Raw genomic sequence first — 24,267 nt, 5'->3', positions numbered from 1 at the left:
ACGAGGCAGGCGGCATCCAGACTGGCCGCGAAGGCGGCGAGCGCCTCGGGCGTGTTGGCGATGGTGCGGACGCGGCCATCGCGGCTGTCGAAGACGACGATGGTGGCCTTGCCGACATCGCATCCGATGAAGCGGGTGAGGGTGGGCGGGGTGACGATCTCCGGCACGCTGGCTATCCTGATGCGGCTTGCGATTGTCTGCGGGCGTCGCGCCGGCTGGCGGAGGGGCCCAGGCAACTCATCAAGCGTGGCAAGGGAAGCGGAGCGCCGACCGGGATGACGACGGGCGTTGCAGCCCCATTCCGGGACGGTCGGCGCCCCGCGCCTGGTCCGGGTGGCCACCCGGACCAGGCACCCCGCGGCTGCGGGACAGCCTCTTTCTAGCAGAGCCCCAACAGACAATTCCGGGGCCGCGAAGCGGAACCCGGACCCGAAGGGGCGCGCCGGAGGCGTGCAATCCACCCGTGACGCGCCGCTAAACGATGCGTTGCGGCCAGTCTTGGATTCCGGGTTCTCGCATTCGGCGAGCCCCGGAATGACGGCGGCGTTGTGGGCTTTCTGAAGCTCCCAAAAAACCCCCGGCTGGAAAGCACCGCCCGGCGCGCATAGATCGAAACCGTCGGCGCCCGAGCCGCCGCCGCAGACCTGGAAACCGATGACCACCTTCTCCCCCCGCGAGATCGTCTCCGAGCTCGACCGCTTCATCGTCGGCCAGAAGGACGCCAAGCGCGCAGTCGCGATCGCCTTGCGCAACCGCTGGCGGCGCCAGCAGCTGAAAGGCCCGCTGCGCGAGGAGGTGGCGCCGAAAAACATCCTGATGATCGGCCCGACCGGCTGCGGCAAGACCGAGATCGCCCGCCGTCTCGCCCGGCTCGCGGGCGCGCCGTTCCTCAAGATCGAGGCGACCAAGTTCACCGAGGTCGGCTATGTCGGCCGCGACGTCGAGCAGATCGTGCGTGACCTCGTCGAGGTCGGCATCGGCCTGACGCGGGAGGAGAAGCGCAAGGCGGTCAAGGCCAAGGCGGAAGCCGCGGCCGAGTCCCGCATCCTCGACGCGCTGGTCGGCCCGACCGCGAGCCAAGCGACCCGCGAGAGCTTCCGCAGGAAGCTGCGGGCGAGCGAACTCGACGACAAGGAAGTCGAGATCGAACTCGCGCCGAGCGGTGGGCAGGGCATGCCGATGTTCGAGATTCCGGGCATGCCCGGCGCCTCCATGGGGGCGATCAACCTCAACGATATGCTCGGCAAGGCGCTGGGCGGCCAGCGCGGCAAGCCGCGGCGGATGAGCGTGGCCGACGCCTACGCGCCGCTGATCGCCGAGGAATCGGACAAGCTCGTCGATGACGACGCGCTGATCCGCGAGGCCGTGCGCGAGGTCGAGGACAACGGCATCGTCTTCCTCGACGAGATCGACAAGATCTGCGCCCGCGAGGGCCGCTCCGGCGCCGACGTCTCCCGCGAGGGCGTTCAGCGCGACCTGCTGCCGCTGATCGAGGGCACCACGGTGGCGACGAAGCACGGGCCGGTGAAGACCGACCACATCCTGTTCATCGCGTCCGGCGCCTTCCACGTCTCGAAGCCGTCCGACCTGCTGCCGGAATTGCAGGGCCGCCTGCCGATCCGCGTCGAGCTGCAGCCGCTCACCGTCGAGGATTTCAAGCAGATCCTCACCGCGACCGAGGCGAGTCTGCTCAAGCAGACGGTGGCACTGATGGAGACCGAAGGCGTCACCCTCGACTTCACCGAGGATTCCGTCGATGCGCTCGCCCGCGTGGCGGTCGAGGTGAACGGCTCGGTCGAGAACATCGGCGCCCGCCGGCTACAGACCGTGCTGGAGCGGGTGATCGACGACATCTCCTTCACCGCCACCGACCGCTCCGGCGAGACGGTGCGGATCGACGCGGCCTATGTGCGCGACCGCGTCGAGGATCTGGCGGCCAACGCGGATCTGAGCCGCTTCATCCTCTGACCCGGCCGTCCAAACCGCAGGGGACCGAGAGCCTCCTGCTGCCCATCGCGGCGCTCGTCGCCGCGATGGTGTCGATCCAGTCCGGCGCCGCCTTCGCCAAGCAGCTCTTTCCGGCGATCGGGCCGGCCGGGACGACGACCCTGCGCGTCGGCTTCGCCGCGCTGATCCTGCTCGCGCTCCGGCGGCCGTGGCGGCGCAGCCTCTCGATGCGAGACCTGGGGGCGGTCGCGCTCTACGGCGGAGCGCTCGGGCTGATGAACCTGCTGTTCTACCTGTCGCTGCGCACCGTGCCGCTCGGGATCGCGGTGGCGATCGAGTTCGCCGGGCCGCTCGCCGTGGCGTTGTGGGGTTCGCGGCGTCCGGCGGACTTCGCCTGGATCGGGCTCGCCGTTCTCGGCCTCGCCCTGCTGCTGCCGCTCGGCGACGCCTCCGGCGTCGATCCGCTGGGCGCCGCGCTGGCGCTCGCGGCGGGCGGATGCTGGGCGCTCTACATCGTGTTCGGGCAGGCGGCGGGCCGGGCCGGCGGGCCGGCGGCGGTGGCGCTCGGGATGACGGTGGCGGCCGTGCTCGTCGCGCCGGTCGGGATCGCGCAGGCGGGCGCCGACCTGCTCGTGCCCGCGACCCTCGCGGCGGGGCTGGCCGTGGCTGTGCTGTCGAGCGCCCTGCCCTACTCGCTGGAGATGTTCGCGCTGACCCGGATGCCGCGCCCGGCCTTCGGCATCCTGATGAGCCTGGAACCGGCCATCGCCGCGCTCGCCGCCATGCCGCTGCTGGGCGAGGTGCCGAGTCCGCTGCAATGGTTCGCGATCCTCTGCGTCAGCGCCGCCTCCATCGGCATGACGGCGAGCGCGCGCCGCAGGACTTAACGCCGGATCAGCACGACGCCGCCGATGAGCAGGGCGATGCCGACGAGCCGCGTCGCGTCGAGCGGGCGCTGTTCGAGGCCCAGCCCGCCGAAATGGTCGAAGCCGGCGGAGGCGAGCATCTGCCCGGCCACGACCAGCGCGACGAAGGTCGCCGCCCCGAGCTGCGGCACGAGCAGGATGGCGAGCCCGATGAAGATCGCGCCGAACAGCCCCCCGCTCCAGGCCCACCACGGCACCTGACGCAGCACGCCCATGCCCGGCGGCGGCTCGCGCAGGGCGAGCGCGAAGACCGCCATGCAGGCGAGGCCGACGACGTAGCTCGCGAAACCCGACCAGACCGCCGAGGACAGGGCGCTGCGCAGGTTGGCGTTGAGAATTTGCTGCGTGACGACGCTGATGCCGGAGAGCACCGCGAGGGCGGACAGAACGAGGAGGAGCATGGCCAGGGCCTTGTCGCGGGATGGCGAGGTTCGCCGCACCGTCGCCTCTCATTGACAATCACCCCGCCCTCATGCCGTCAAATGCCGCAATCCGAAGAATCCATGCGGATCGGGCATGATCAATCCGGCCCATCTCGATCTCTTCCGGGCGGTGATCCGGCACGGCGGCATGACGCGGGCGGCCGAGGCTTTGGGCATCGGCCAGCCGCATGTGAGCCGGGCCATTGCGGGGCTTGAGGCCGAACTCGGCTTCGCGCTGTTCGTGCGCGGCCACGGCGCGGCCCTGCCGACCGAGGAGGGCGAGGCCTTCGCCCGCGAGGTCGCGCAGACGTATGCCGGCCTCGATCACCTGACGCGGGCGGCCCACCGCATCGCCGAGCGCGGAACCGGCGCCCTGCGGATCGCCTGCCAGCCCTCCCTCGCCGTGCGCCTCCTGCCGCGGGCGATCCGGCGGCTCGACGCGGAGGTGCCGGGCGTTCAGGTCTCGGTCCACGTCCCGAGCCCGGACACGATCTGGTCCTGGGCGGCCTCGGGCCAGTGCGATATCGGCCTCGCCCGGCCCCGCCTCGGCTATGCGGGCGTGTCGGCCGAGCCGTTTCTGACGATGGCGGCGGTCTGCGCCCTGCCGCGGGGGCATCGACTGGCGGGGAAGCGCAGCGTCTCACCGGTCGATCTCGCGGACGCACCGATGATTTCCGGCGGCCCCGGCCCGTTCCAGCAGGCGATCGAGGCGGCCTTCGCCGCGGAGGGCGTCGCGCCGCGCTTCGTCCTGACGGCGCAGTTCACGGCGGCCCGGTGCGGTCTCGTCGCGGAGGGACTCGGCGTCACCATCGTCGATCCGGTGCCCGCCCGCGAACTGTCCGGCCTGCCGATCGTGCTGCGGCCGTTCCGGCCCGCGCTCGCGATCGAGACGATGCTGCTCCTGCCCGGCGCCCGTCCACCGGGCCGGCTGACGGAGAGGCTGGTGCGACACCTCCAGGCGGAGCGCGACGCCCTGCTTGACTGATGCGCGGGAAAAGCGGCGCTCAGGCCGCGACCGCCCGCAGGAACGTGTCGATCCGCGCCTCCAGGGCCTGGGCGGAATCCGCCACCGAGCCGGCCGCGCCCTCGACCTCGCCCGCCGTGCCGGCGGCGCGGCGGGCGGCTTCGGTGATGGCGGAGAGCGCCGCGCTGATGGCGACGGCGGCCGCGGCGTTGTCGGCAGCGTTGCGCGAGATCTCGCCCGTCGCCGCGCCCTGCGCCGAGACCGAGGCGGCGAGTTCCCCGGTGGTGCCGCTGATGACGCCCATCCGCTCCGACATTCGCCGGATCGCCGCCACGGCGGCATCGGTCGCCTGCTGCACCTGCCCGATCTGGCCGGCGATCTCCTCGGTGGCCTTGGCGGTCTGGCCGGCGAGTTCCTTGACCTCGGAGGCGACCACCGCGAAGCCGCGGCCGGCCTCGCCCGCGCGGGCGGCCTCGATCGTGGCGTTGAGCGCCAGGAGATTGGTCTGCTCGGCGATCGCCCGGATCAGGCCGACGACGTCGCCGATCCGCTGGACGCTGCCGGCGAGTTCGCGGATGCCGCCGTCGGTCGCCCGGGCTTCGCCCGCGGCGCCCTCGACCTCGCACCGGGCGGCCTCGATGCGCACCGAGATCTCGGCGATCGAGGCGGTCAGCTCCTCGGCCGCGCTCGCCACCGCCTGGACGTGGAGCGCGGTGTCGTGGAAGCCGGAGGACGCGCTGCCGACGCCGCTCTCCGCCCGACGCGACAGGTCCGACATGGCGCCGGCCCGCTCGCCCAGGGCTCGCGCCCGTTCGCGGACATCGGCCATGCTGCGGCCGGCCTCGCTGCGGAAGCGCGCGATTTCGCCGTCGAGATGGGTGCGGCGGCGGCTCTCCTCGTGGGCGGCGTCCCGCTGCTCGGATTCCAGGTCGCGGGCCCAGCGGCTCGTCGCGACGAGCCCGTTCAGGGCGCGGGCGACGGCGCCGATCTCGTCGGCGCGCTCGGTGTGGTAGATCGGGCTGTCGAGGTCGCCCTGGGCCAGCCGCTCGGTGCGGGCCGCGATCCCCGTCAGCGGACGGAACAGCCGCACCGCGACGAGTCCCGCACCGACGGAGGACAGGAGGGCGACCAAGGCGGCGATGCCGCCCATGGAGGTCATCGCCCCCCAGTAGAGATCGTGGTAGCGCTCGATTCCGATGCCGACATAGAGGATGCCGTTGACCTTGCCGGCCGCGTCGAGCGTCGGATGGTAGACGGTGAAGAAGCGGCGCCCGAACAGGTCGGCCGGTCCGGCATAGGTCTCGCCCCGCCGGAGCTTGGCCTGCGCCGGATGGTCGGCTGCGAGCACCGTGCCGACGGCGCGCTCGCCGTTCTCCTTCTTCACGTTGGTGATGCGCCGCACGAAGGCGTCGCGGGTGCCGTCGTAGGCGAAGACGGTGGCGTTGCCGCCGACATAGGCGACGGTGCGGTCGACGATGGAGAGGTCGGAGAGGCCGGACAGGTCCGGCGCCTGGGCCGTGGCCAGGGTCCGGCCGTCGAAGCGGAGTTCGGCCCCGCCGTTCGTCTCGGCGAAGACCCGGGCCAGGGTGGCGATGTGCAGCCGTCCCTCCTCCGCCTGCCGCGCCTCCAGTTCCGTCCAGATCTCGTGGCTCGCCGCGAGCCAGAAGGCGCCGGAGGTGAGGCTGACCGCGATCACGGCCAGCGCGATGACCTTGGCAGTCAATGTCTTGATTCGGAGCATCGCGGGGCCGAGGATTGTGGGGACGTCACCGCAATCATGCGTGACGTGGCTTAGCACCCCGTTAACCGAGAGGTCGCAGGCGCAACTTTCAATCTTCGCGGCACTCGCGGCGACGCGAACCTTACCCTTCCCAGACTCGACCGGGCCGCAGGGCCGGGAAACGTTCCGGCGGCAGACCGGCCTCGGTCAACGCCGCCGCGAGGGCCTCCACCGGCTGCTCGATGCCCTCGTCGGTGAGGCGGAAGGTGCCCCAGTGATGGCCGAGCGCCTGTTCGGCGCCGAGCAGGCCCAGAGCCTCGACGGCGTCGGCGGGATTCATGTGCTGGGGCTGCATGAACCAGCGCGGCTCGTAGGCGCCGATCGGCAGCGTCGCGAGTCGCGGGACCCCGAAGCGAGCGCGGATGTCGCGGAAGATCGCGCCGTCGCCGAGGCCCGTGTCGCCGACATGGTAGTGCACGCCCCGCGGCGAAGTGAGGAGGTACGCGCACCACAGCGCCATGCGCCGGTCGTTCACGCCGCGGGCCGACCAGTGGTTGGCCGGGGTCAGGTGGGCGGTGATGCCCGCGCCGAGATCGACCGAGCCGCCCCAGTCGCGGGTCTCGACATGCATGGTGTCGTCGTAGCCGCGCAGGATCGCGTCGTTGCCCAGCGGCGCGACGATCAGCGGCTGATGGTCCTGCCAGAGCCGGGCCATGCTCGGCCCGTCGAGATGGTCGTAATGGTTGTGGGTGATCAGCACCGCATCGATCGGCGGCAGGTCGCCGTAGACGATGCCCGGCGGGTTGACGCGCTTCGGACCCGCGAAGCGCACCGGGCTCGCGCGGCGGGAAAAGACCGGGTCGACCAGAATGTTGCGGCCCGCCACCTGGAACAGGTAGCTCGCATGCCCAATCAGAACGACCCGCAAGCCCTCGACGCGCCGGGGCGGCTTGTCCGGCGGGAACGGGCTCGGGAAGCTTCGGGGCCACGCCTCGGGCCGCCCGTTCATCCGCCAACGGGCGACGTCCGAGAGGTTCTTGTCGGGCGGCTGGTTCGGGGTGTGGAAGCGCAGCCCGTCGAAATGGTCGCTCTTCGGCCCCTGGTAGTAGGGGTTGCTGCCGCGCCGCCGCGCGGCATAGCCGACGCCGCCCAGCGTCATCACCGTGGCCGCACTGGCGACCGTGAGCAGGCCACGCTTCTTCATACGGCCGAGATGGTCCGGGCGCGGCCGCAATCAAGCGCGGCGCGGGGCCTCACCGGTGTTCGCCGAGCGTCATCTCATGCCTCCGGCGGCGCGCCCACGGCCGCGACCAGTGAGGCCGCGAGCGCCTGGATCTTCGCCCGTGCGCTGCGCTCGATCTCCTCGCGCGACAGCTTCTCGGTCGGGACCACCACCACGCCGCTGATGCGGCCGTGCTCGGACAGGAGGGTGAAGTTGAAGCGGCCGGAGCGGCTGCGGCGGACGACGTAGTGCGGACTCGGCACGCGAGCTGTTCCCTCGCCCAGACGCGGCAGGGTCACGCGCCGCAGCCGCCGTACGGGACGAGGGAGGCAAAAGTTTCAGGACCCGACGTCGCGCCTCACGAGCGCCAGCGCAGTTCCTGCCGGGTCAGCGGGTTCTCGAAGGGGCGACCCTCGCGGGCGGCTTCCAGCACCTCGCGCTTCAGGCGGAAATACCATTGCGAGGGCAGGTCGCCCTGGCCGAGCAGGACCATGGTCGGCTTGCGGTCGAGCCCGGCTTGGGCGTGCTGGAGCACCTGCTGATCCTGGGTCAGGAACTGGCGCATCAGCGGGCGGGCGAGCGGCTTCAACAGGTTGAGGGCCGGCATGCTCCAGTAGAGCGCATTGGTCAGCATCGTCCGGTTGGCCGAGAGCGGCGTCGCGAAGGTGTAGTTCGCCACGCGCTTCTCGCCCGCCGCGATCCGCTCCAGCCGCACGCCCGGTAGGCGGAACTCGATCTCGACCTCGGGCACGCCACCGAGGAGCCGATAGACCGGCGAACTTTTGGTCGTCGCGTGGCTCGTCATGACGAAGCCGTGCGGCACCGGCTGAAAAGTCTTCACCTTCTCCCGCAGCTCCTTCGAGGGGCGGAACCACCACGAATCGTGGACGAAGGCGACGTGGCCGGGATCGACGAGGCTCAGCGTCGTCAGGTCGAACGAGGCCTCGACCTCCAACTCCACCACGAGGCTGCCCGCGGGCGTGAATCCGAGTTCGGGCACCTCCGGCACGGCGGCCGGGTCGGAGGGGCCGAGATGCGGGTTGACCCAGAGGAAGCCCGCGCTCTCGCGGATCGGGAAGCGCTGGACCGCGATGCGCGAGAAGTCGGAGGCGTCGTGCGAGGACAAGGTCGGCACGTCGCGGCAGCGCCCGTCGGTGGAAAAGCGCCAGCCGTGGAACGGGCACATCAGCGTGTCGCCGTCGAACTTCCCCTTCGACAAGGCCATGCCGCGATGGGGGCAGCGGTCGCGCAACGCGAACAGCGCGCCGTCACGTCCCCGGCCGAGCACCACCTGCTCGCCGTTGAGCGCCACCGCCCGCATTTTCTCGCCCGCGACGCTCGCGGTCCGGCCGACGCAGTACCACGCGTTGGGCAGCGGTTCGCGCATCGCCTTCGGATCAAGGCTCTCGTCGGAGGCGCGCGGGGCGGCGGCGGGATGCATGAGCAGGCCATCGATGCTGGCGATGGCGCTTTTTAGGCACTGGGGACGGGCCGTGTCAGCGCCAAGTCGGGCAAAGACCATGAACCATGGTCAGCGGCCCGTACACTGCCTTGATCGAATGAGACCTGCCTTGGGTGCCGCCATCAGCGCGCCGAGCAACATTCCGGCAGGAACTCCAGAGAGCGAAACCACGAAATAGTCGGAGATCGTATCATAGGAAAAAGATGGAAATCCGTTGGCGCTTAGAAAATAAGCGAGCATCGTTGTCGACGTCGTGCCACCTATCACTCCACCGACCAGCGAGAGAAAGACTCTTCTGCCATAACGTCGTTGATAGATGATCAGTCCGAGTCGATCGGCGGCAATGATTGCGAAAAATGAAGGTAACAACGAGTAGTAAAGCCAAAATGCTCCGGTCAAATGAAACAATTGCGGAAAACCTATCAACACGACCGCGGCAACGAATGGCGCAGACAGACCGAAGATCGGAGCGCCTGCGATCGACATCCCAACCACAAGCGCCACAATATAAGCTGTTAGATATCTAACGCACAGCCAAACTGCTTTAATAATCTGAACAAACACTGCTACAACTCAAAGCAAGAAGGTTGCAATCGGCACACCTGTGCGTTCTCAGCGTGCAATTGCAGCATTCAGGATTATGATGCACCGCGGCGAGACAACGCAGCGGACACATCCCCGGGGGGGCTATCGGACTCCGAAGAACGTCCCTACCTTGGGGCTCCCAGCAACGAACGAAAGGAGGTGATCCAGTGTCTCATTGTCATCAGCCGTCGCCGACGACCACGACCTGGACCGTTACCTCCCTCGTCTGCGCCTGACGCATTCGCGGGACCACGACAGGTTTCGTCGGGCCGACCGGTTCGACAATGGAAGGGCCGCTCCCTCGCCGGGGAGCGGCCCTTCGCTTTTTCGGAATGGAGCGTGCGGCTCAGCGCTGGCCGATCTGGAACAGGGGCGAGGCCAAAGCCTCGCAGCGGGCGCGCCACAGGTCGCGCTCGGCCCGGAGGTCCTCCATCTTGCCGACCTCCTCGGCAATGTGGGCGCGCAGCTCGCGCAGCTCGGCTGCCAGGATGATCTGAATCTCGTCGCGGCGCTCGGCTTCCAAGCGCAGCTTGGCCTTGAGCATCATGTTCTCGGCCATGATCTCGGCGAGTTCGTCGTCGGTCTCCTCACCGGCCTTGGCGGCGGTGACGAGGCGGGGCGCCCAGGCGGTGCCGATCTTGTCGGGCGACGGGGCACGCGCTTCCGGGGCCGGCTCGGCCGGGGCCGGCTCGACGACGCGGGGGCGCAGGGCGGGTTCGGCGGAGGCGGGCTCCGCGGCGCGGGTCTCGCCGGCGGCGGCACGCATGGCGGCGAGCCAGTCGCGCAGGGGCGCGGCGGTGCCAGGCGTGCGGATGGCGGAGTCGTGGGACGGAGTCTGTCGCGCGGGTTCCGACATCGGGAAGTCCTCGGCACCTCCTGCGGTGCTGAGCCCATCTGGACCGATTATGCTTAACGATCAGTAAAGGTTACGCCTTCGCAAACGGCCCTCGTCCGGGTGAGGGCCATCGCCCGAAGCGATTGCCCTGACCTTCTTGGTTGGCCTCTCAATCGCCGGCGCCCGCCTCCGCGGGCTCAGGCTTTCGCTTCGCGCGATTGCCCTCGCCTCTCGCTCGCCGGGATTGACTTGGCCTCCCATCGCGCCTATCCGCCCGAACTTCATTTCGACGTTCGAACGTCACGAAGAGCCGCCGACCGGCCCGAGAGGCCGGAGGTCAACGCCCGACAGCGCGTCCGCGCCCTCGGGCGCGTTTTTCGTTGTCGCCGGATGTTCGGGAAACGAACATCTCCTTGAGGAGTGTTCGGAGACGCAACTCTTGCGAGTCCGCCCATGGCGCCCGCCAAAGATCCGACGCTGCGCATCGAGGATGCGGTCAACGATCTCTGCCCCTGGTCGGGCAAGCCGATCGTGCCCGAGGCGCTGACGCTGTACAACGGCGCCGTGGTCGGGTTCTGCAACGCCGAGTGCCGGGACAAGTTCGCCCGCGCAGTCGCGGCGTTCGAGGACGCGTTGCGCGCCCGCCGCGTGGCCAATGCCGGCCTTCACCAGTAGCACGGGCTGATCGCGACGCATGTTCGAAGGCCTTTCCGACCGCCTTTCCGGCATCCTCTCCGGGCTGACGCGCCGCGGCGCGCTGACGGAGGCCGACGTCACCGCCGCGATGCGCGAGGTGCGCCGCGCCCTGCTGGAGGCGGACGTGGCGCTCGAAGTCGTGCGCGACTTCACCGACAAGGTGCGCGAGAAGGCGGTCGGCGCCGTCGTGCTCAAGTCGGTGACGCCCGGCCAGATGGTGGTGAAGATCGTCAACGACGAGCTCATCACCATGCTCGGCACCGATGCCGGCATCATCGATCTCAACGCGCCCGCCCCCGTCGCCATCCTGATGGTCGGCCTGCAGGGTTCGGGTAAGACCACCACCACCGCCAAGATCGCCCGGCGCCTCGCCAGCCGCGACAAGCGCCGCGTCCTGCTGGCCTCGCTAGACACCCGCCGCCCGGCGGCGATGGAGCAGTTGGCGGTGCTCGCCAAGCAGGTCGAGGTCGAGAGCCTGCCGATCGTCGCCGGCCAGTCGGCGGTGCAGATCGCCCGGCGGGCCATGGAAGCCGCGCGGCTCGGCGGCTTCGACGTGGTGATGCTCGACACCGCCGGCCGCACCACGGTCGACGAGGGCCTGATGAACGAGGCCGCCGAGGTGAAGGCGGCCACCAACCCGCACGAGACCCTGCTGGTGGCCGACGCGCTCACCGGCCAGGACGCCGTCAACACGGCGCGGGCCTTCGACACGCGGCTCGGCGTCACCGGCATCGTGCTGACCCGCATGGACGGCGATTCCCGCGGCGGCGCGGCGCTCTCCATGCGCGCGGTCACGGGCAAGCCGATCAAGCTCGTCGGCGTCGGCGAGAAGGTCGATGCGCTGGAGGAGTTCCATCCGCAGCGCGTGGCCAACCGCATCCTCGGCATGGGCGACATCGTCTCGCTGGTCGAGAAGGCGGCCGAGACCATCGATCACGAGCAGGCCCTTCGTACCGCCGAGAAGATGCGGAAGGGCAAGTTCGACCTCGAAGACCTGTCGATGCAGCTCGCCCAGATGGAGAAGATGGGCGGTATCGGCGGCCTGATGGGCATGCTGCCCGGCATGGGCCAGATCAAGAAGCAGGTCGAGGGCGCCAACCTCGACGAGAAGATGTTCAAGCGCCAGCGCGCGATCATCTCCTCGATGACGGCGCAGGAGCGCAAGAACCCCGACCTCCTCAAGAATTCCCGCAAGAAGCGCATCGCGGCGGGTGCCGGGGTCAAGGTCGAGGAGATCAACAAGCTCCTCAAGATGCACCGGACCATGGCCGACATGATGAAGGCGATGGGATCGGGCAAGCGCGGCGGCATCGGCGCGGCGCTCGGCAACATGTTCGGGCTGGGCGGCGGCATGCCGGGTGGGATGCCCGGGGGAATGGGCCTGCCGCCGGGCATGCCCGAGCCCACGCCGGAGCAGATCGCGCAGATCGAGAAGCAGTTCGGCGGCAAGCTCCCGCCGATGCCCCCGGGCATGGGTGGTGGCATGGGCGGCGGCAAGATGCCGGGGCTGCCGGGGCTCGGCGGACCCAAGCTGCCGGGTCTCGGCGGCTTCCTGCCGGGCAAGAAGAAATGAGCATCCTGTCCGCGCAGGGGGTCGACCCCGAACTCGCGCGCCTGCGCGACAGCATCGACAACTTCGATGCGGCGCTGATCCATCTGCTCGCCGAGCGCTTCCGCTGCACGCAGCGGGTCGGCGAGCTGAAGGCCCGCAAGGGCCTGCCTCCCTCCGATCCGGACCGGGAGGCGCGTCAGGTCAAACGCCTGAGAAACCTCGCGGTCGAGGCCAAGCTCGACCCCGATTTCGCCGAGAAGTTCCTGGCCTTCGTGGTCAAGGAAGTCATCCGGCATCACCAGACGATCGCCCAGAGCGTCGATCTTACGCAAGACCCCGAAAGGAACGACTGATGTCCCTCAAGATCCGCCTCACCCGCGGCGGCGCCAAGAAGCGCCCCTACTACCGCATCGTCGTCGCCGATGCCCGCGCCCCGCGCGACGGCCGCTTCATCGACAAGGTCGGCGCCTACGACCCGATGAAGGCCAAGGACGATCCGGCCCGCATCGTACTCGACAACGAGAAGATCCAGTCCTGGCTCGCCAAGGGCGCGCAGCCGACCGACCGCGTCCTGCGCTTCCTCGACGCCGCCGGCCTCGCCAAGCGCCCCGCCCGCAACAACCCGCAGAAGGCCGAGCCGGGCGACAAGGCCAAGGAGCGCGCCGCCAAGCGTGCCGAGAAGGCCGCCGCCCCGGCCGAGGACGCTGCGGCGTAAAGCACACCCCTACCCTCCCCCCTCCGCGGGGGAGGGTGCCTGCGGAGCAGGCGGGAGAGGGGAGCGACGCTTCAAGCGACGGCTCGGCCCTCATGAAGTTCGCGGCTACGTTTGCATCGTCGCTCCCCTCTCCCGACCCCTGCTGACGCAGGGGCCACCCTCCCCCGCAGAGGGGGGAGGGTTATTCTCGCGGTCTTCTTGTCGAGGCATCCCGCATGGCCCGCCGTCCCGGCTCCTCCTTCCGCGGACCCGCGCGGCCCGAGCCGTTGGGGGCCAAGGCCGTCACCTCCGCACGCAAGCCCGCGCAGGCCAAGCCGGCCCCGCCCGCCTCCCCCGATCCCGACCTCGTCACGCTCGGCGAATTCGGCCGTCCGCACGGCCTGCACGGCGAGGTGCGCCTCAAATCCTATACCGGCGAGCCGACCGCCATCGCGGGCTACGGCCCCCTACGTTTGCCCGACGGCCGCACGGTGGAACTGGAAGACGCCCGACCGGCGCCCGGCGGATCGTCCGATCTGCTGATCGTGCGGGTGAAGGGCATCGGTGACCGCACCAGTGTCGAGGCGCTCAACCGCCTCACCCTCGCGGTCGCCCGCGACCGCCTCGGCGCGGCGGCGGACGAGGACGAGTTCTTCCTGACCGATCTGATCGGGCTGACCGCTTTGGATGCCGAGGGTAAACTGGTCGGCACCGTGATCGCCGTGCCGAATTACGGCGGTGGCGACCTCCTGGAGATCAAGCCCGAGGCCGGGGGACCGAGTGCGCTGCTCCCCTTCACCAAAGCCTTCGTGCCGAACCTCGACATCGCGGCCAAGCGCATCACCGTGGTGCCGCCGGACGACTTCTTCGCGCCGCCCGGTCCCAAGCCCGCGGACGATCCGGGCTGATCAGCGTTTACGCGTTTCCTCGTCCCGGCACGGGCGGATGCCGGCGGGATCGGGTCGCTTGTCCGGGGCGGGCGCCTCGAACACCGCGAGATAGCCGACGCCGCCCTTGAGCGTCGTCATCGACAGCTCGCGATAGCCGACCGCGGACAATTCGCAGCGCAGGAGTTTTGGGGGCGTGCCGTGGCGCGAGGGGATCGCGTCGGTATCGACGATCCCGACCTTGCCGCCCGGCTTCATCATCGCGGCGAGGTTCCACAACAGGCCGAAGGGCTGGTCGATCTCGTGGTACATGTGAACCAGCACGGCCGCATCGAGCGAGCCCGGCGGCAGGCGCGGATCGTGCGATTCGCCCCGCACCACGGTGACGTTCGCCAGTCCCTTCTCGGCCACCCGCTTCTCCAGATCGGCCAGGTAGTCCGGCGTGATGTCCTGGGCGAGGATACGCCCCTGCGGCCCGACCCCCGGGCTCAACCGCATCACGTAGTAGCCGTTGCCCGCGCCGATATCGCCGACCGTCTGCCCCGGCCCGATCCGCATCAGGCGGGCCACCTGTCCGACCTCGTCGGCCCGGTCGCGCTCCTTCTCGCTGGCCCATTGCGCCGCGACGATCTCGGCCACCGGCCGATCCGGCTTCGGGAATTGTTTCGCATCGGCGCCGGGCGGAGCGAGCGGCTCGGCGGCGGCGGCCGGCAGCGTCATGAGCAGGAGGGCGAGGACGGTGGAGCGGATCATCCGCGGACAACCCGCGGCGGCCCGGATCGTGCCGCCCCGCGACAGGCTGGCCGGAGACGGCCTGCCTCGGATCGGGTTAGCGTGAGGCCATGCGAAGCCTCACCGTCCTTATCCTGGCGCTCGCCCACACCGGCTCGGCGGCGCTCGCCATGCCGGGCGCCACGGTCGGCATCCCGCTCGGATCGCCCGACCCGTTCGGCACGATGAGGCGCGGCGGGGAGCCGCCCGCAGCGAGCCCGGACGAGCCTGAGCGGCGCATCGAACGGCGACCGAGAACATCGCGCCCGTCGCGGCACCGGGCGCCGAGGGCCCGCCGCTGAGCGCAGGCCCCCAGAAAACCCAAACCCGTCGTCGCGAAGCGGAGCCGAAGCGATCCAGAGCGCGACGGGGCCGGAAGGGGCACGACCGTTCCGGCCGAAGCGGTTCGACCGGTTCATTCCACCAAGCCCCTCATCCTGAGGTGCGAAGCGAAGCGCAGCCTCGAAGGAGGGCTCCACCGTATCGCGCGATCCCCGGAGCCCTCCTTCGAGACCCCCAAGGCGAGCGCGTCAGGATGAGGGGGTTGGATGGGATACGCGGGTGCACACGACGATCCCCTTCGTACCCCCGCGATTGACCGCCCCGGCCTCCCCCGCCATCAAGCGGCATGAGCGACGGCGCTGACACCGACACGGCCTCACCCTGGCGGGCGACCGTGCTGACCCTCTACCCCGAGATGTTTCCCGGCCCGCTCGGGCTATCGTTGTCGGGCGATGCGCTCGATCGCGGCGCCTGGGAACTGGAGGCGCGCAACATCCGCGCGCACGGCCTCGGCCGCCATCGCAACGTCGACGACACGCCGGCCGGCGGCGGGGCCGGGATGGTGCTGCGCTGCGACGTACTCGGGGCGGCCATCGACGCGGCGTCGCCGACAAGCGATCCCCGCCCCCGCCTGCTCATGTCGCCGCGGGGCAGGCCGCTGACGCAAGGACGGGTGCGGGCGTTGGCCGGAGGGCCCGGCGCCGTCATCGTCTGCGGCCGGTTCGAGGGGGTGGACGAGCGGGTGATCGAGGGGCGCGGCCTCGAAGAGGTGTCGATCGGCGATTACGTGCTGTCCGGCGGCGAGATCGCCGCGCTGGTCCTCATCGACGCCTGCGTGCGTCTGCTGCCCGGCGTGATGGGCAAGCCCGCCTCCGGCGTCGAGGAGAGTTTCGAGGGCGGCCTCCTCGAATACCCGCACTACACGAGGCCCCGCGACTGGGAGGGGCGCGCGATCCCCGACGTGCTGATGGGCGGCAACCACGGGCAGATTGCCCGCTGGCGGGACGAACGCAGCCGAACGCTCACCCGCGCGCGCCGGCCCGACCTTCTGCGGGACGACGAGCGATAGAAGAATAATCTCTTAAGAACATCTTGCCGGAACTGTCATTCGACCTGTCGCCGCCGCGACACACCACGTCAAATCTGAAAAACACCGCTTGCGTTGCGGCCCGAGATCGGTCATTCCCGGCGGCGGGACACCTCCCCCCAACGGGAGGCGATCATCTGGAAGGATGGATGACATGACGGCTCAAAAGCCCGCCGCGCGTCCGCGCGTGCCTTACTTCTCGTCCGGCCCCACGACCAAGCGCCCCGGCTGGACCCTCGACGCTCTCTCCAGCGCGGTTCTCGGCCGCTCGCACCGTTCGGCCGCCGGCAAGGCGAAGCTGGCGGAAGCCATCGCGCTGACCCGCGAGGTTCTCCAAGTCCCGGCCGATTACCGCATCGGCATCGTCCCCGGCTCCGACACCGGCGCCGTCGAGATGGCGATGTGGTCGATGCTGGGCCCCAAGACCGTCGAAGTCATGGCCTGGGATTCCTTCGGCGCCGAGTGGGTCACCGACGCGCTCAAGGAACTCAGGATCGATCCGATCCTGCGCACCACCGAGCACGGCGTCCTGCCCGCCCTCGACGCGATCGACACCAAGAACAACGACGTCGTCTTCACGTGGAACGGCACCACCGCCGGCGTGAGGATTCCGCACGGCGACTGGATCGCCGACGACCGCGACGGCGTCACGATCTGCGACGCGACCTCGGCGGCCTTCGCCATGGCGCTGCCGTGGGACAAGCTCGATGTCGTCACCTATTCCTGGCAGAAGGTGATGGGCGGCGAGGCCGCGCACGGCATGCTGATCCTCTCGCCGCGCGCCGTCGCGCGCCTGGAGAGCCACAAGCCGGCCTGGCCGATCCCGAAGGTGTTTCGCCTCACCAAGGGCGGCAAGCTGATCGAGGGCATCTTCAAGGGCGACACGATCAACACGCCCTCCATGCTGGCGGTCGAGGATTACATCGACACCCTGAAATGGGGCGAATCGATCGGCGGCCTGCCGGCGCTGCTCGCGCGGGCCGACGCCAACGCGCGGGTGATCCACGACTGGGTGGCCCGCACGCCCTGGATCGGCCACCTCGCCGTCGATCCGACGACCTACTCGAACACGGGCGTCTGCCTCGTGATCGCCGACCCGGACATACTCGCCAAGGGCGACGCCGTGGTGAAGAAGGTCGCCGCCGGCATCGTCTCGCGCCTCGAGAAGGAAGGGGTCGCGTTCGACTTCGGCGCCTACCGCGACGCCCCCGCGGGCCTGCGGATCTGGTGCGGCGCCACCGTCGAGGCCTCGGACCTCGAGGCGCTGACGCCGTGGCTCGACTGGGCCTACGCCCAGGAGAAGGCGGCGCTCGCCGCCGCCGCGGCCTGAGGCCTCAAGCGCTACGATTCCAACGCAAACCCCTCTCCCCTCCGCGGGAGAGGGTGGCCCCCGAAGGGGGTCGGGTGAGGGGAACCACGCTTCTGCTTGGCCGCGTTCGACGCGAATCCTCCGGAAGCGTCGCCCCCTCTCCCGCCTGCTCCGCAGGCACCCTCCCCCACCCAAGTCGGGCCTGCCCGACTTGGGCAAGCGGATACGGATCTCGGGCAAGCCCGAGCTCCGTTGGGGGGAGGGGCGAACCCGCTCGCCCCTTCCCATTCGCGTTTCCGACAGAACGCTCGCCGCACGGCCGTGCTTGAAGCGAAGCCGGCCTTAACGGGAATTCTGCGAGGAACGCCAAGAGCCGGAGGCTCCCATGCCCGCTCCCAAAGTCCTCATCTCCGACGCCCTCTCCGACGCCGCCGTGCAGATCTTCAAGGATCGCGGCATCGCGGTCGATTTCCAGCCTAACCTCGGCAAGGACAAGGAGGCGCTGGCCCGCGTCATCGGCCAGTATGACGGCCTCGCCATCCGCTCCGCCACCAAGGTGACGGGCAAGCTCTTGGCCGAGGCCCCCAACCTCAAGGTCATCGGCCGGGCCGGCATCGGCGTCGACAACGTCGATGTGCCCGCCGCGACCGCCAAGGGCGTGATCGTGATGAACACGCCGTTCGGCAACTCGATCACCACCGCCGAGCACGCCATCGCGATGATGTTCGCGCTGGCCCGCCAGATCCCGCAAGCGGATGCCTCGACGCAGGCCGGCAAGTGGGAGAAGAACCGCTTCATGGGCGTCGAGCTGACGGGCAAGACGCTCGGCGTGATCGGCTGTGGCAATATCGGCGCCATCGTCGCCGAGCGGGCCATCGGCCTGAAGCTGAAGGTCGCGGCCTACGATCCCTTCCTGTCGCCCGAGCGGGCCGTCGAACTCGGCGTCGAGAAGGTGGAACTCGACGCGCTGCTCGCACGCGCCGACGTCATCACCTTGCACGTGCCGATGACCGACCGAACCCGCAACATCCTCTCGGCGGAAAACCTCGCCAAGACCAAACCCGGCGTGCGCATCGTCAATTGCGCTCGCGGCGGCCTCGTCGATGAGGCGGCGCTCCGCGCGTTGCTCGATTCCGGCCATGTCGCGGGCGCGGCCTTCGACGTGTTCGTTACCGAGCCGGCCACCGAGAATCCGCTGTTCGGCCACCCCAACGTGGTCTGCACGCCCCATCTCGGCGCCTCGACCTCGGAGGCGCAGGAGAACGTGGCCCTGCAGGTCGCCGAGCAGATGGCCGACTATCTCGTCAACGGCGCCATCACCAACGCGATCAACTTCCCCTCGATCTCGGCCGAGGAGGCGCCCAGGCTCAAGCCGTTCGTGGCTCTGTGCGAAAAGCTCGGCTCGTTCCTCGGTCAGCTCACCGAGGCGCCGATCAAGGGCATCCGCATCACCTACGAGGGCGCGGTGGCCGGCATGAACACCCGGGCGCTCACCTCCGCGGCGGTGACCGGCGTGCTCCGGCCGATCCTGCAGGACGTCAACATGGTCTCGGCCCCCGTCATCGCGCGGGAGCGCGGCATCGTTGTGGACGAGATCAAGCGCGAGGGCGGGGCCAGCGACTACGAATCGGTGGTGCGCATCACGGTCGATGCCGAGGACATGCCGCGCGACGCCGCCGGCACCGTGTTCCACGACGGCAAGCCGCGCGTCATCGAGATTCGCGGCATCGACATCGACGCGGCGTTCGCCCCGCACATGCTCTACGTGCGCAACCACGACAAGCCGGGTTTCATCGGCCGGCTCGGCACGGTTCTGGGCGAGGCGGGCGTGAACATCGGCACGTTCAATCTCGGCCGCGAGGAGGAAGGCGGCAACGCCATCGCCTTCGTGGCGGTGGATGCGCCGGTCTCGGCGCAGGTGCTGGAGGCCATCGCCGCGATCCCGCAGGTGAAGCGTGTCCGACCCGTCCACTTCTGAGCCGACGCCCGACGACGACGCGGAGACCGCCGCGTCGTCCCCCCTCCCCGCGACCGAAGAGGAGCCGACCATGAGCCGACCGATCACCGTCCGCTGCGGCTGGGACCAGGCCTCGGGCCTCTACGTGGTGCGCGACTCGGCCGTGCCCGGCCTCGTCGGCGAAGCTCCGACGATGCAGGATCTGATGTGCCGCCTCCCCGGCCTGATCCGGGACCGCCTCGGTCTTGCACCGGATGCGGCGATCGACGTGTTCATCGAGCGGGTGCCGCGCTGATATTCTCAAAAAAGACTCTGCCGTCATTCCGGGGCCGCGCAGCGGAACCCGGAATCCACTCGTGATGCGCGGCTTCACGAGCCGTCGCGGCCCGTCGTCGATTCCGGGTTCGCCTACGGCGCCCCGGAATGACGGTGGGAGGAATTGCGCGGCAACCGGCGCGCGGTCATCCTCGCCCGGTCATGATGAGTGTTTCCCGATGAACCGGCACGTGGTCATCCGCTGCGCCTGGGACGACGAAGCCGGCGTCTGGTTCGTGCGCGAATCGGACGTGCCCGGACTCGTCACCGAAGCCGAGACGCTGGACGCACTGCGGCGAAAGCTGCCGGGGATGATCCAGGATTTGCTGGAGGTCGAGACGACGGCCGATATCGAGGTCGATCTGATCGCCTACGCGTATGACCGCGTACGGGTCAAGGCTGCTTGATCTGTTCTGCAGTTCGGACGCTTTCGTTAACCACGAACAAAAGTGTTCTGAACTCGCACCTGAAAGCGCTTCCGTGTCATCCTCGAAAGGACAGCGGATTTGCCAGAGACCGGAGGCGTGACGGACGTCATACCCGCTCTCAAAAAACTCCTGCGCCAGAACGGCTTCGGATTCTGGCGCAGCGAACGCGGCGATCTCGCCCATAAGTCACGGCACGCGGCCAATGGTGTCCTCGAGCAGGCGGAATCGCCGAAGGAATTTTGAAACGCTCACGCGAACGTATCGAGCTTCCCGTGATGCTCGGCGAGCAGGTAGTAGAACGTCAGCCGCGACTTCGAGCGCGTCGCCTTCATGGTCTCGCAGACGCTCTTGATCGAGGCGTCGAGATCGTCACCGCTCAAGCCGAGCTTCTTCTCCAAAAAGTTCTTGCGCACGGTCTCCAGCTCGGCCTTGTCGGAGCAGGCGACGTAGCGGGTGTCGGGCTTCGACAGGACCAGCCGGTAGGTCTTCTCCAGGCTCGCGACCGCGGCCTCGTTGACCGGGTTCTTGGCGTATTTCTTCACGTCGTCGAGATGCGCGGACATCGCGGGGCCTCCGTCACAGCGCCGCGGGGCGCGAGCCTTCCTCGAGCAGCGGCACCGTCAACAATGCGCATTATCGGGTCGCTGTCATGTCCCGGCGGGTCAACACGTCGTGCGTTCCACAGTCGGATGCTGTGTCGGCCGGGGCGAAACCGCGGCGAAGACAGTCGATGACGGTGGCGTGACACGTCACGATCCCGTGGGGCTGGCCTCGCAGATCGCTTCGTGCGAGAGGCAAATCATGAAGATCGACGGGCAGCCCTACCGCACCATCTTCCCCGACGGCGACGCCGTGACGGTCATCGACCAGACGCGCCTGCCCTTCGCGTTCGAGCTGAAGCGGCTGGCGAGCCTCGACGACGCGGCGGTGGCGATCCGCACCATGGTGGTGCGCGGCGCGCCGCTGATCGGCGTCACGGCCGCCTACGGGCTGGCACTGGCGATGCGGGCGGATGCGAGCGAGGCCGGGATCGAGCGCGCCTGCGCGACGCTCGCCGCCACGCGCCCGACCGCGATCAACCTGCGCTGGGCCCTCGACCGCGCGGCCGCCGTGCTACACCGGGCCCCGGAGGCGGAGCGAGAAAAAACCGCGTTCGCGGAGGCGGCCCGGATCGCCGACGAAGACGTGGAAAGCTGCCGTTCCATCGGCGAGCACGGCGCAAAAATCCTCGCCGAGATCGCCGCGAAGAAGAGCGGCACGGTCAACGTGCTGACCCATTGCAACGCGGGCTGGCTCGCCACGGTCGATTGGGGCACCGCTCTGGCGCCGATCTACGTGGCGCACGATGCCGGCGTGCCGGTCCACGTTTACGTCGACGAGACGCGCCCCCGCAATCAGGGCGCGGCGCTCACCGCCTTCGAACTCAACGCCCACGGCGTGCCCCACACCGTCATCGCCGACAACGCGGGCGGGCACCTGATGCAGCATCGCGCGGTCGATGTCTGCATCGTCGGCTCGGACCGCACCACGGCGTCCGGCGACGTGTGCAACAAGATCGGCACCTACCTGAAGGCGCTCGCGGCTTTCGACAACCGCGTGCCGTTCTACGCGGCGCTCCCGTTCTCGACCATCGATTGGACGCTGGACGACGGCGTGCGCGACATCCCAATCGAGGAGCGCGACGCCCGCGAGGTCACGCATCTGACGGGGCGGACCGAGGACGGGGGTTTTGCCACGGTGCAGGTGGTCTCGCCCGGCAGCCCGGTGGCCAACCCGGCCTTCGACGTGACGCCGGCGCGGCTCGTGACCGGCATCATCACCGAGCGCGGGGTGTGCGCGGCCAGCCACGAGGGATTGGCAGGACTCTATCCGGAGCGGCGGCGGGCGGCTTGATGCACGCTTCCGGCTGATCGCCGCGGCCTCCGCCCCACGCCTTCGTTGCGAGGCGGAGCCGAAGCGATCCAGGGCGCGAGGTTTCAAGAAGAGGCGCGGCGCTCCACAACGCGTTTGCGACGACGCGTCCTACCCGGACAATGCGGAGCGCTGGATTGCTTCGGCTCGGCCTCGCAATGACGGTACGAGTGTTCGGTCGCGTCGCCGCGTGCGGAATGACCGACGCGCCCCGTAAGAAAAATCAATCCTTCAGGGGGTCGTGGCCCCAGTTCATCAACGAGAGCCGCCAGGGCGAATCCTTCACCTTATCCTTGTCGTCCGGGCCACCCTGCTTGAGGTGGCGGTTCACGTAGCCGACGACCTTCTTCATGTGGACGTAGTCGTCGTCGGTCAGGTCGGCCTTCTTCTTGTGCAGGGTCTCGACGATGCGGCGGCCCTCCCGGTGGCCGGTCGCCTCGCCGCCGTCCTTCTTCTGGCCGACGGATCGGCTCTCGTCGCTTTCCAGGAATTTTTCCAGCGCCGAGGCCGTCATGTTCACGGCCTCTTTGAACTCCTCGTAGATTGCCGCGTGGTCGTCGCTCGCCGCCATTGCGCCCTGCCGCTCCCGTTCTTCGTCGGGGTCTGAACCGGCGCGCGCGCGGGCGGTTCGGGGCTGCGCGATTCAGACGCGGTGATGGGCGCTCAACCGCAGCCAGCGGGCCACGAGCAGGATCGAGACGGCGAGCAGGCCGGCGCAGAAGCCGGCCCAGATGCCCTGCCCACCCCAGCCCGCGCCCCAGGCCAGCGCCGCGCCGAGCGGCACGCCGATGCCCCAGTAACCGGTCAGCGCGATCACCATCGGGACTGTCGTGTCCTGCAGGCCGCGCAAGGCGCCGAGCGCCACCGACTGCACCCCGTCCGACACAGCGAACAGGGCCGAGAAGGCGAGGAAGCCGACGGCGACGGGCATCACCGCGGCGGCGCCCGGCGCGTCGGCATCGAGGAACAGACCGATCAGCGTGCGCGGCACGGCGAGTTGCAGGGCCGCGCAGGCCAGCATGAAGGCCAGCCCGAGCCCGATCGCCACCGCGCCGGCCCGGCGTAAGCCCGCGGCATCGCCCGCGCCGAGCGCCCGCCCGACCCGCACGGTGGCGGCCTGCCCGATGCCGTTCGGCACCATGAAGCAGGTCGCGGCGATCTGCAGCGTCACCGCGTGGGCGGCGAGCGGCACCGTGCCGAAGGTGCCCATCGCCACCGTCGCCGCCTCGAACAAGCCGGCCTCGGCCACGCCCGCCACACCCATCGGCGCGCCGACCCGCACGATCCGGCCCAGTTTTTCGCCGTCGAACTGCCACAGCCGGGCGAACATCCGATGCCGCCGCAAGGTCCGATCGCGACCGATGACGATGACCAGCGCGGCAAGCGCCAGGAACTCGGTAATCACCGTGCCGAGCGCCACGCCGACGATGCCGAGAGTCGGCGGGCCGAAGGCGAAGAAGGCGCCGAGCGCGATGTTGAGCGGCAGCGCGGCGAGACTGACGGTGAGCGGCGGCCCCGGCCTCTGGAGCGCGGCGAGCGCGCCTTTCAGCACCATGAACGCGAGCGCGGGGAGCATCCACCATTGCAGCACCCGCATGTAGGCGCCGGCCTCGCGCAGCACGGCCGGGTCCAGGCCGAGCGGCGCGAGCAGCGCCTCGGTGTGCCACAGGAGCGGCATCAGCACCGCGCCGAGCAGGCCGCCGAGCCACAAACCGGCCCGTACCGTGCGGCGCACCTCGCCCTCGCCCTCGTCGCCGGCCCGGCCGCCGCCCGCGGCCTCGGCCACCAGCGGGGCGACGGCGGAGGTCAGCCCGATGCCGCCGATGAACAGCAGCAGGTAGAGGCTGGTGGCGAGCGCGCCCGCCGCCACCGGCTCGGCCCCGAGCCGGCCGAGCAGGACCGCGTTCGAGGCGACGAGCCCGTGCTGGGCGAGGTTGATGAGGACGAGCGGCGCGGACAGGCGCATCGTCGCTCGCACCTCGTCGCGCCAGGGCGAGGCCGGAGGTAGGGCCGTCTCGGTGAAGCCGGTCGCACGGATCACGGTATCGATGCCTGTTTCATTTCGATGTCGGTTGGAACGGATGGCCAGCGCGGCCTTTCGGGTGGGCGGGCTCGGTATTCCAGCCAGCCAGAGCCCTCATTCCGAAGCCGCGTAGCCGAACCCGGAGAATCCACCCGTGATGCGGGGTCCCAGCACAATGTCGCGGCCAGTCGTGATGGGGTGGACGGCCCCCGACGGCATCGTGTGTGCCAGATTGAGGTCGTTGCAGATCTCAAGCGAGGAGGCCGTCCATG

27 protein-coding genes are annotated in these 24,267 nt (G+C 69.6%); 16 read left to right on the top strand and 11 right to left on the bottom strand.

Features of this window, described 5'->3' with window-relative positions:
- Positions 1 to 654 precede the first annotated feature (654 nt).
- Together hslU and HNR00_RS24445 are read left to right on the top strand one after the other, a co-directional pair.
- On the top strand, positions 655 to 1,968 hold the full coding sequence (hslU, locus tag HNR00_RS24450; RefSeq protein WP_183573996.1) for an ATP-dependent protease ATPase subunit HslU: 1,314 nt from the start codon (positions 655 to 657) through the stop codon (positions 1,966 to 1,968).
- A 65-nt stretch (positions 1,969 to 2,033) separates the two neighbouring features.
- The gene (locus HNR00_RS24445) at positions 2,034 to 2,834 is read left to right on the top strand and encodes an EamA family transporter (RefSeq protein WP_183573994.1); all 801 of its coding nucleotides are present in this window, start codon (positions 2,034 to 2,036) and stop codon (positions 2,832 to 2,834) included.
- Here the strand turns inward: HNR00_RS24445 and HNR00_RS24440 are convergent.
- Positions 2,831 to 3,274, bottom strand: a complete 444-nt coding sequence (locus HNR00_RS24440) for a DMT family transporter (protein WP_183573992.1) — start codon at positions 3,272 to 3,274, stop codon at positions 2,831 to 2,833. The genes HNR00_RS24445 and HNR00_RS24440 overlap by 4 nt on opposite strands.
- 115 nt (positions 3,275 to 3,389) lie before the next feature.
- Between HNR00_RS24440 and HNR00_RS24435 the strand changes: the two genes are divergently transcribed.
- Entirely contained in the window at positions 3,390 to 4,280 is an 891-nt protein-coding gene (locus HNR00_RS24435; RefSeq protein WP_183573990.1) for a LysR family transcriptional regulator, read from the top strand.
- A 19-nt stretch (positions 4,281 to 4,299) separates the two neighbouring features.
- Here HNR00_RS24435 and HNR00_RS24430 read toward each other — a convergent pair whose 3' ends face one another.
- The 6 genes from HNR00_RS24430 to HNR00_RS24405 form a co-directional block, all read right to left on the bottom strand.
- Positions 4,300 to 5,982: a methyl-accepting chemotaxis protein gene (locus HNR00_RS24430; RefSeq protein ID WP_281383353.1), complete on the bottom strand. Its 1,683-nt coding sequence runs from the start codon at positions 5,980 to 5,982 to the stop codon at positions 4,300 to 4,302.
- A gap of 139 nt (positions 5,983 to 6,121) precedes the next feature.
- Positions 6,122 to 7,183 carry an MBL fold metallo-hydrolase gene (locus HNR00_RS24425; protein WP_183573986.1) on the bottom strand — a complete coding sequence of 354 codons (1,062 nt, stop codon included), beginning with the start codon at positions 7,181 to 7,183 and terminating at the stop codon, positions 6,122 to 6,124.
- Positions 7,184 to 7,257: 74 nt separating this feature from the next.
- Positions 7,258 to 7,464: a hypothetical protein gene (locus HNR00_RS24420; RefSeq protein ID WP_183573984.1), complete on the bottom strand. Its 207-nt coding sequence runs from the start codon at positions 7,462 to 7,464 to the stop codon at positions 7,258 to 7,260.
- Positions 7,465 to 7,559: 95 nt separating this feature from the next.
- On the bottom strand, positions 7,560 to 8,642 hold the full coding sequence (locus HNR00_RS24415; RefSeq protein WP_183573981.1) for a Rieske 2Fe-2S domain-containing protein: 1,083 nt from the start codon (positions 8,640 to 8,642) through the stop codon (positions 7,560 to 7,562).
- Positions 8,643 to 8,732: 90 nt separating this feature from the next.
- Positions 8,733 to 9,227: a hypothetical protein gene (locus HNR00_RS24410; RefSeq protein ID WP_183573979.1), complete on the bottom strand. Its 495-nt coding sequence runs from the start codon at positions 9,225 to 9,227 to the stop codon at positions 8,733 to 8,735.
- A gap of 367 nt (positions 9,228 to 9,594) precedes the next feature.
- Complete coding sequence (locus HNR00_RS24405) at positions 9,595 to 10,104, bottom strand: hypothetical protein (protein ID WP_183573977.1); 510 nt, start codon at positions 10,102 to 10,104, stop codon at positions 9,595 to 9,597.
- Between the two features lie 432 nt (positions 10,105 to 10,536).
- Here HNR00_RS24405 and HNR00_RS24400 point away from each other — a divergent pair, with 432 nt between their 5' ends.
- The 5 genes from HNR00_RS24400 to rimM all read left to right on the top strand — a co-directional run bounded on the left by HNR00_RS24400 (position 10,537) and on the right by rimM (position 13,933).
- Positions 10,537 to 10,758, top strand: coding sequence for an eL24 family ribosomal protein (locus HNR00_RS24400; protein ID WP_183573975.1), 222 nt, complete (start codon positions 10,537 to 10,539; stop codon positions 10,756 to 10,758).
- Between the two features lie 19 nt (positions 10,759 to 10,777).
- Positions 10,778 to 12,352 (top strand): signal recognition particle protein, encoded by a 1,575-nt coding sequence (gene ffh, locus HNR00_RS24395; RefSeq protein WP_183573973.1) that lies wholly within the window; start codon positions 10,778 to 10,780, stop codon positions 12,350 to 12,352.
- Positions 12,349 to 12,684 carry a chorismate mutase gene (locus HNR00_RS24390; protein ID WP_183573971.1) on the top strand — a complete coding sequence of 112 codons (336 nt, stop codon included), beginning with the start codon at positions 12,349 to 12,351 and terminating at the stop codon, positions 12,682 to 12,684. Before ffh ends, HNR00_RS24390 begins: the two co-directional genes overlap by 4 nt.
- Positions 12,684 to 13,046 carry a 30S ribosomal protein S16 gene (rpsP, locus tag HNR00_RS24385; RefSeq protein WP_183573969.1) on the top strand — a complete coding sequence of 121 codons (363 nt, stop codon included), beginning with the start codon at positions 12,684 to 12,686 and terminating at the stop codon, positions 13,044 to 13,046. Before HNR00_RS24390 ends, rpsP begins: the two co-directional genes overlap by 1 nt.
- Before the next feature lie 215 nt (positions 13,047 to 13,261).
- Positions 13,262 to 13,933 carry a ribosome maturation factor RimM gene (gene rimM / locus HNR00_RS24380; protein WP_183573966.1) on the top strand — a complete coding sequence of 224 codons (672 nt, stop codon included), beginning with the start codon at positions 13,262 to 13,264 and terminating at the stop codon, positions 13,931 to 13,933.
- On the opposite strand, the gene HNR00_RS24375 is transcribed toward rimM, so the two are convergent.
- Entirely contained in the window at positions 13,934 to 14,665 is a 732-nt protein-coding gene (locus HNR00_RS24375) for a class I SAM-dependent methyltransferase (RefSeq protein WP_183573964.1), read from the bottom strand. It abuts the gene before it with no gap.
- An 89-nt stretch (positions 14,666 to 14,754) separates the two neighbouring features.
- Here HNR00_RS24375 and HNR00_RS24370 point away from each other — a divergent pair, with 89 nt between their 5' ends.
- From HNR00_RS24370 to HNR00_RS24340, 7 genes are all read left to right on the top strand, one after another.
- The gene (locus tag HNR00_RS24370; protein ID WP_183573962.1) at positions 14,755 to 14,985 is read left to right on the top strand and encodes a hypothetical protein; all 231 of its coding nucleotides are present in this window, start codon (positions 14,755 to 14,757) and stop codon (positions 14,983 to 14,985) included.
- Positions 14,986 to 15,311: 326 nt separating this feature from the next.
- A complete protein-coding gene (gene trmD / locus HNR00_RS24365; RefSeq protein ID WP_183573960.1) occupies positions 15,312 to 16,034 on the top strand; it encodes a tRNA (guanosine(37)-N1)-methyltransferase TrmD in 723 nt (240 codons plus the stop codon).
- A 172-nt stretch (positions 16,035 to 16,206) separates the two neighbouring features.
- Entirely contained in the window at positions 16,207 to 17,382 is a 1,176-nt protein-coding gene (locus HNR00_RS24360) for a phosphoserine transaminase (RefSeq protein WP_183573958.1), read from the top strand.
- Between the two features lie 364 nt (positions 17,383 to 17,746).
- On the top strand, positions 17,747 to 19,339 hold the full coding sequence (gene serA / locus HNR00_RS24355; RefSeq protein ID WP_183573956.1) for a phosphoglycerate dehydrogenase: 1,593 nt from the start codon (positions 17,747 to 17,749) through the stop codon (positions 19,337 to 19,339).
- Between the two features lie 70 nt (positions 19,340 to 19,409).
- Complete coding sequence (locus HNR00_RS24350) at positions 19,410 to 19,613, top strand: DUF1902 domain-containing protein (protein ID WP_183573954.1); 204 nt, start codon at positions 19,410 to 19,412, stop codon at positions 19,611 to 19,613.
- Between the two features lie 199 nt (positions 19,614 to 19,812).
- Positions 19,813 to 20,040: a DUF1902 domain-containing protein gene (locus tag HNR00_RS24345; protein ID WP_183573952.1), complete on the top strand. Its 228-nt coding sequence runs from the start codon at positions 19,813 to 19,815 to the stop codon at positions 20,038 to 20,040.
- A 117-nt stretch (positions 20,041 to 20,157) separates the two neighbouring features.
- Entirely contained in the window at positions 20,158 to 20,304 is a 147-nt protein-coding gene (locus HNR00_RS24340; protein WP_183573950.1) for a type II toxin-antitoxin system HicA family toxin, read from the top strand.
- A gap of 5 nt (positions 20,305 to 20,309) precedes the next feature.
- On the opposite strand, the gene HNR00_RS24335 is transcribed toward HNR00_RS24340, so the two are convergent.
- The gene (locus tag HNR00_RS24335; protein WP_183573948.1) at positions 20,310 to 20,624 is read right to left on the bottom strand and encodes a DUF2853 family protein; all 315 of its coding nucleotides are present in this window, start codon (positions 20,622 to 20,624) and stop codon (positions 20,310 to 20,312) included.
- Between the two features lie 238 nt (positions 20,625 to 20,862).
- Between HNR00_RS24335 and mtnA the strand changes: the two genes are divergently transcribed.
- Entirely contained in the window at positions 20,863 to 21,954 is a 1,092-nt protein-coding gene (gene mtnA / locus HNR00_RS24330; protein WP_183573946.1) for an S-methyl-5-thioribose-1-phosphate isomerase, read from the top strand.
- Between the two features lie 241 nt (positions 21,955 to 22,195).
- Here mtnA and HNR00_RS24325 read toward each other — a convergent pair whose 3' ends face one another.
- A complete protein-coding gene (locus HNR00_RS24325; RefSeq protein ID WP_183573944.1) occupies positions 22,196 to 22,543 on the bottom strand; it encodes a DUF3140 domain-containing protein in 348 nt (115 codons plus the stop codon).
- Positions 22,544 to 22,615: 72 nt separating this feature from the next.
- Positions 22,616 to 24,013: an MATE family efflux transporter gene (locus HNR00_RS24320; RefSeq protein WP_312886116.1), complete on the bottom strand. Its 1,398-nt coding sequence runs from the start codon at positions 24,011 to 24,013 to the stop codon at positions 22,616 to 22,618.
- Positions 24,014 to 24,267: the final 254 nt, after the last annotated feature.

The sequence above is a fragment of the Methylorubrum rhodinum genome, from assembly GCF_014199935.1.
Classification (GTDB): Bacteria; Pseudomonadota; Alphaproteobacteria; order Rhizobiales; family Beijerinckiaceae; genus Methylobacterium; species Methylobacterium rhodinum.
The sequence above is the reverse complement of the archived record's forward strand: the minus strand, read 5'-3'. Positions and strand labels throughout refer to the sequence as shown.

Excerpts from the sequence above, each read along its gene's own strand:
- hslU (WP_183573996.1), top strand. The coding sequence starts at position 655 with ATGACCACCTTCTCCCCCCGCGAGATCGTCTCCGAGCTCGACCGCTTC.
- HNR00_RS24445 (WP_183573994.1), top strand. The coding sequence starts at position 2,034 with ATGGTGTCGATCCAGTCCGGCGCCGCCTTCGCCAAGCAGCTCTTTCCG.
- HNR00_RS24440 (WP_183573992.1), bottom strand. The coding sequence starts at position 3,274 with ATGCTCCTCCTCGTTCTGTCCGCCCTCGCGGTGCTCTCCGGCATCAGC.
- HNR00_RS24435 (WP_183573990.1), top strand. The coding sequence starts at position 3,390 with ATGATCAATCCGGCCCATCTCGATCTCTTCCGGGCGGTGATCCGGCAC.
- HNR00_RS24425 (WP_183573986.1), bottom strand. The coding sequence starts at position 7,183 with ATGAAGAAGCGTGGCCTGCTCACGGTCGCCAGTGCGGCCACGGTGATG.
- HNR00_RS24415 (WP_183573981.1), bottom strand. The coding sequence starts at position 8,642 with ATGCATCCCGCCGCCGCCCCGCGCGCCTCCGACGAGAGCCTTGATCCG.
- HNR00_RS24405 (WP_183573977.1), bottom strand. The coding sequence starts at position 10,104 with ATGTCGGAACCCGCGCGACAGACTCCGTCCCACGACTCCGCCATCCGC.
- HNR00_RS24400 (WP_183573975.1), top strand. The coding sequence starts at position 10,537 with ATGGCGCCCGCCAAAGATCCGACGCTGCGCATCGAGGATGCGGTCAAC.
- ffh (WP_183573973.1), top strand. The coding sequence starts at position 10,778 with ATGTTCGAAGGCCTTTCCGACCGCCTTTCCGGCATCCTCTCCGGGCTG.
- HNR00_RS24390 (WP_183573971.1), top strand. The coding sequence starts at position 12,349 with ATGAGCATCCTGTCCGCGCAGGGGGTCGACCCCGAACTCGCGCGCCTG.
- rpsP (WP_183573969.1), top strand. The coding sequence starts at position 12,684 with ATGTCCCTCAAGATCCGCCTCACCCGCGGCGGCGCCAAGAAGCGCCCC.
- rimM (WP_183573966.1), top strand. The coding sequence starts at position 13,262 with ATGGCCCGCCGTCCCGGCTCCTCCTTCCGCGGACCCGCGCGGCCCGAG.
- HNR00_RS24375 (WP_183573964.1), bottom strand. The coding sequence starts at position 14,665 with ATGATCCGCTCCACCGTCCTCGCCCTCCTGCTCATGACGCTGCCGGCC.
- HNR00_RS24370 (WP_183573962.1), top strand. The coding sequence starts at position 14,755 with ATGCGAAGCCTCACCGTCCTTATCCTGGCGCTCGCCCACACCGGCTCG.
- trmD (WP_183573960.1), top strand. The coding sequence starts at position 15,312 with ATGAGCGACGGCGCTGACACCGACACGGCCTCACCCTGGCGGGCGACC.
- HNR00_RS24360 (WP_183573958.1), top strand. The coding sequence starts at position 16,207 with ATGACGGCTCAAAAGCCCGCCGCGCGTCCGCGCGTGCCTTACTTCTCG.
- serA (WP_183573956.1), top strand. The coding sequence starts at position 17,747 with ATGCCCGCTCCCAAAGTCCTCATCTCCGACGCCCTCTCCGACGCCGCC.
- HNR00_RS24350 (WP_183573954.1), top strand. The coding sequence starts at position 19,410 with ATGAGCCGACCGATCACCGTCCGCTGCGGCTGGGACCAGGCCTCGGGC.
- HNR00_RS24345 (WP_183573952.1), top strand. The coding sequence starts at position 19,813 with ATGAACCGGCACGTGGTCATCCGCTGCGCCTGGGACGACGAAGCCGGC.
- HNR00_RS24335 (WP_183573948.1), bottom strand. The coding sequence starts at position 20,624 with ATGTCCGCGCATCTCGACGACGTGAAGAAATACGCCAAGAACCCGGTC.
- mtnA (WP_183573946.1), top strand. The coding sequence starts at position 20,863 with ATGAAGATCGACGGGCAGCCCTACCGCACCATCTTCCCCGACGGCGAC.
- HNR00_RS24325 (WP_183573944.1), bottom strand. The coding sequence starts at position 22,543 with ATGGCGGCGAGCGACGACCACGCGGCAATCTACGAGGAGTTCAAAGAG.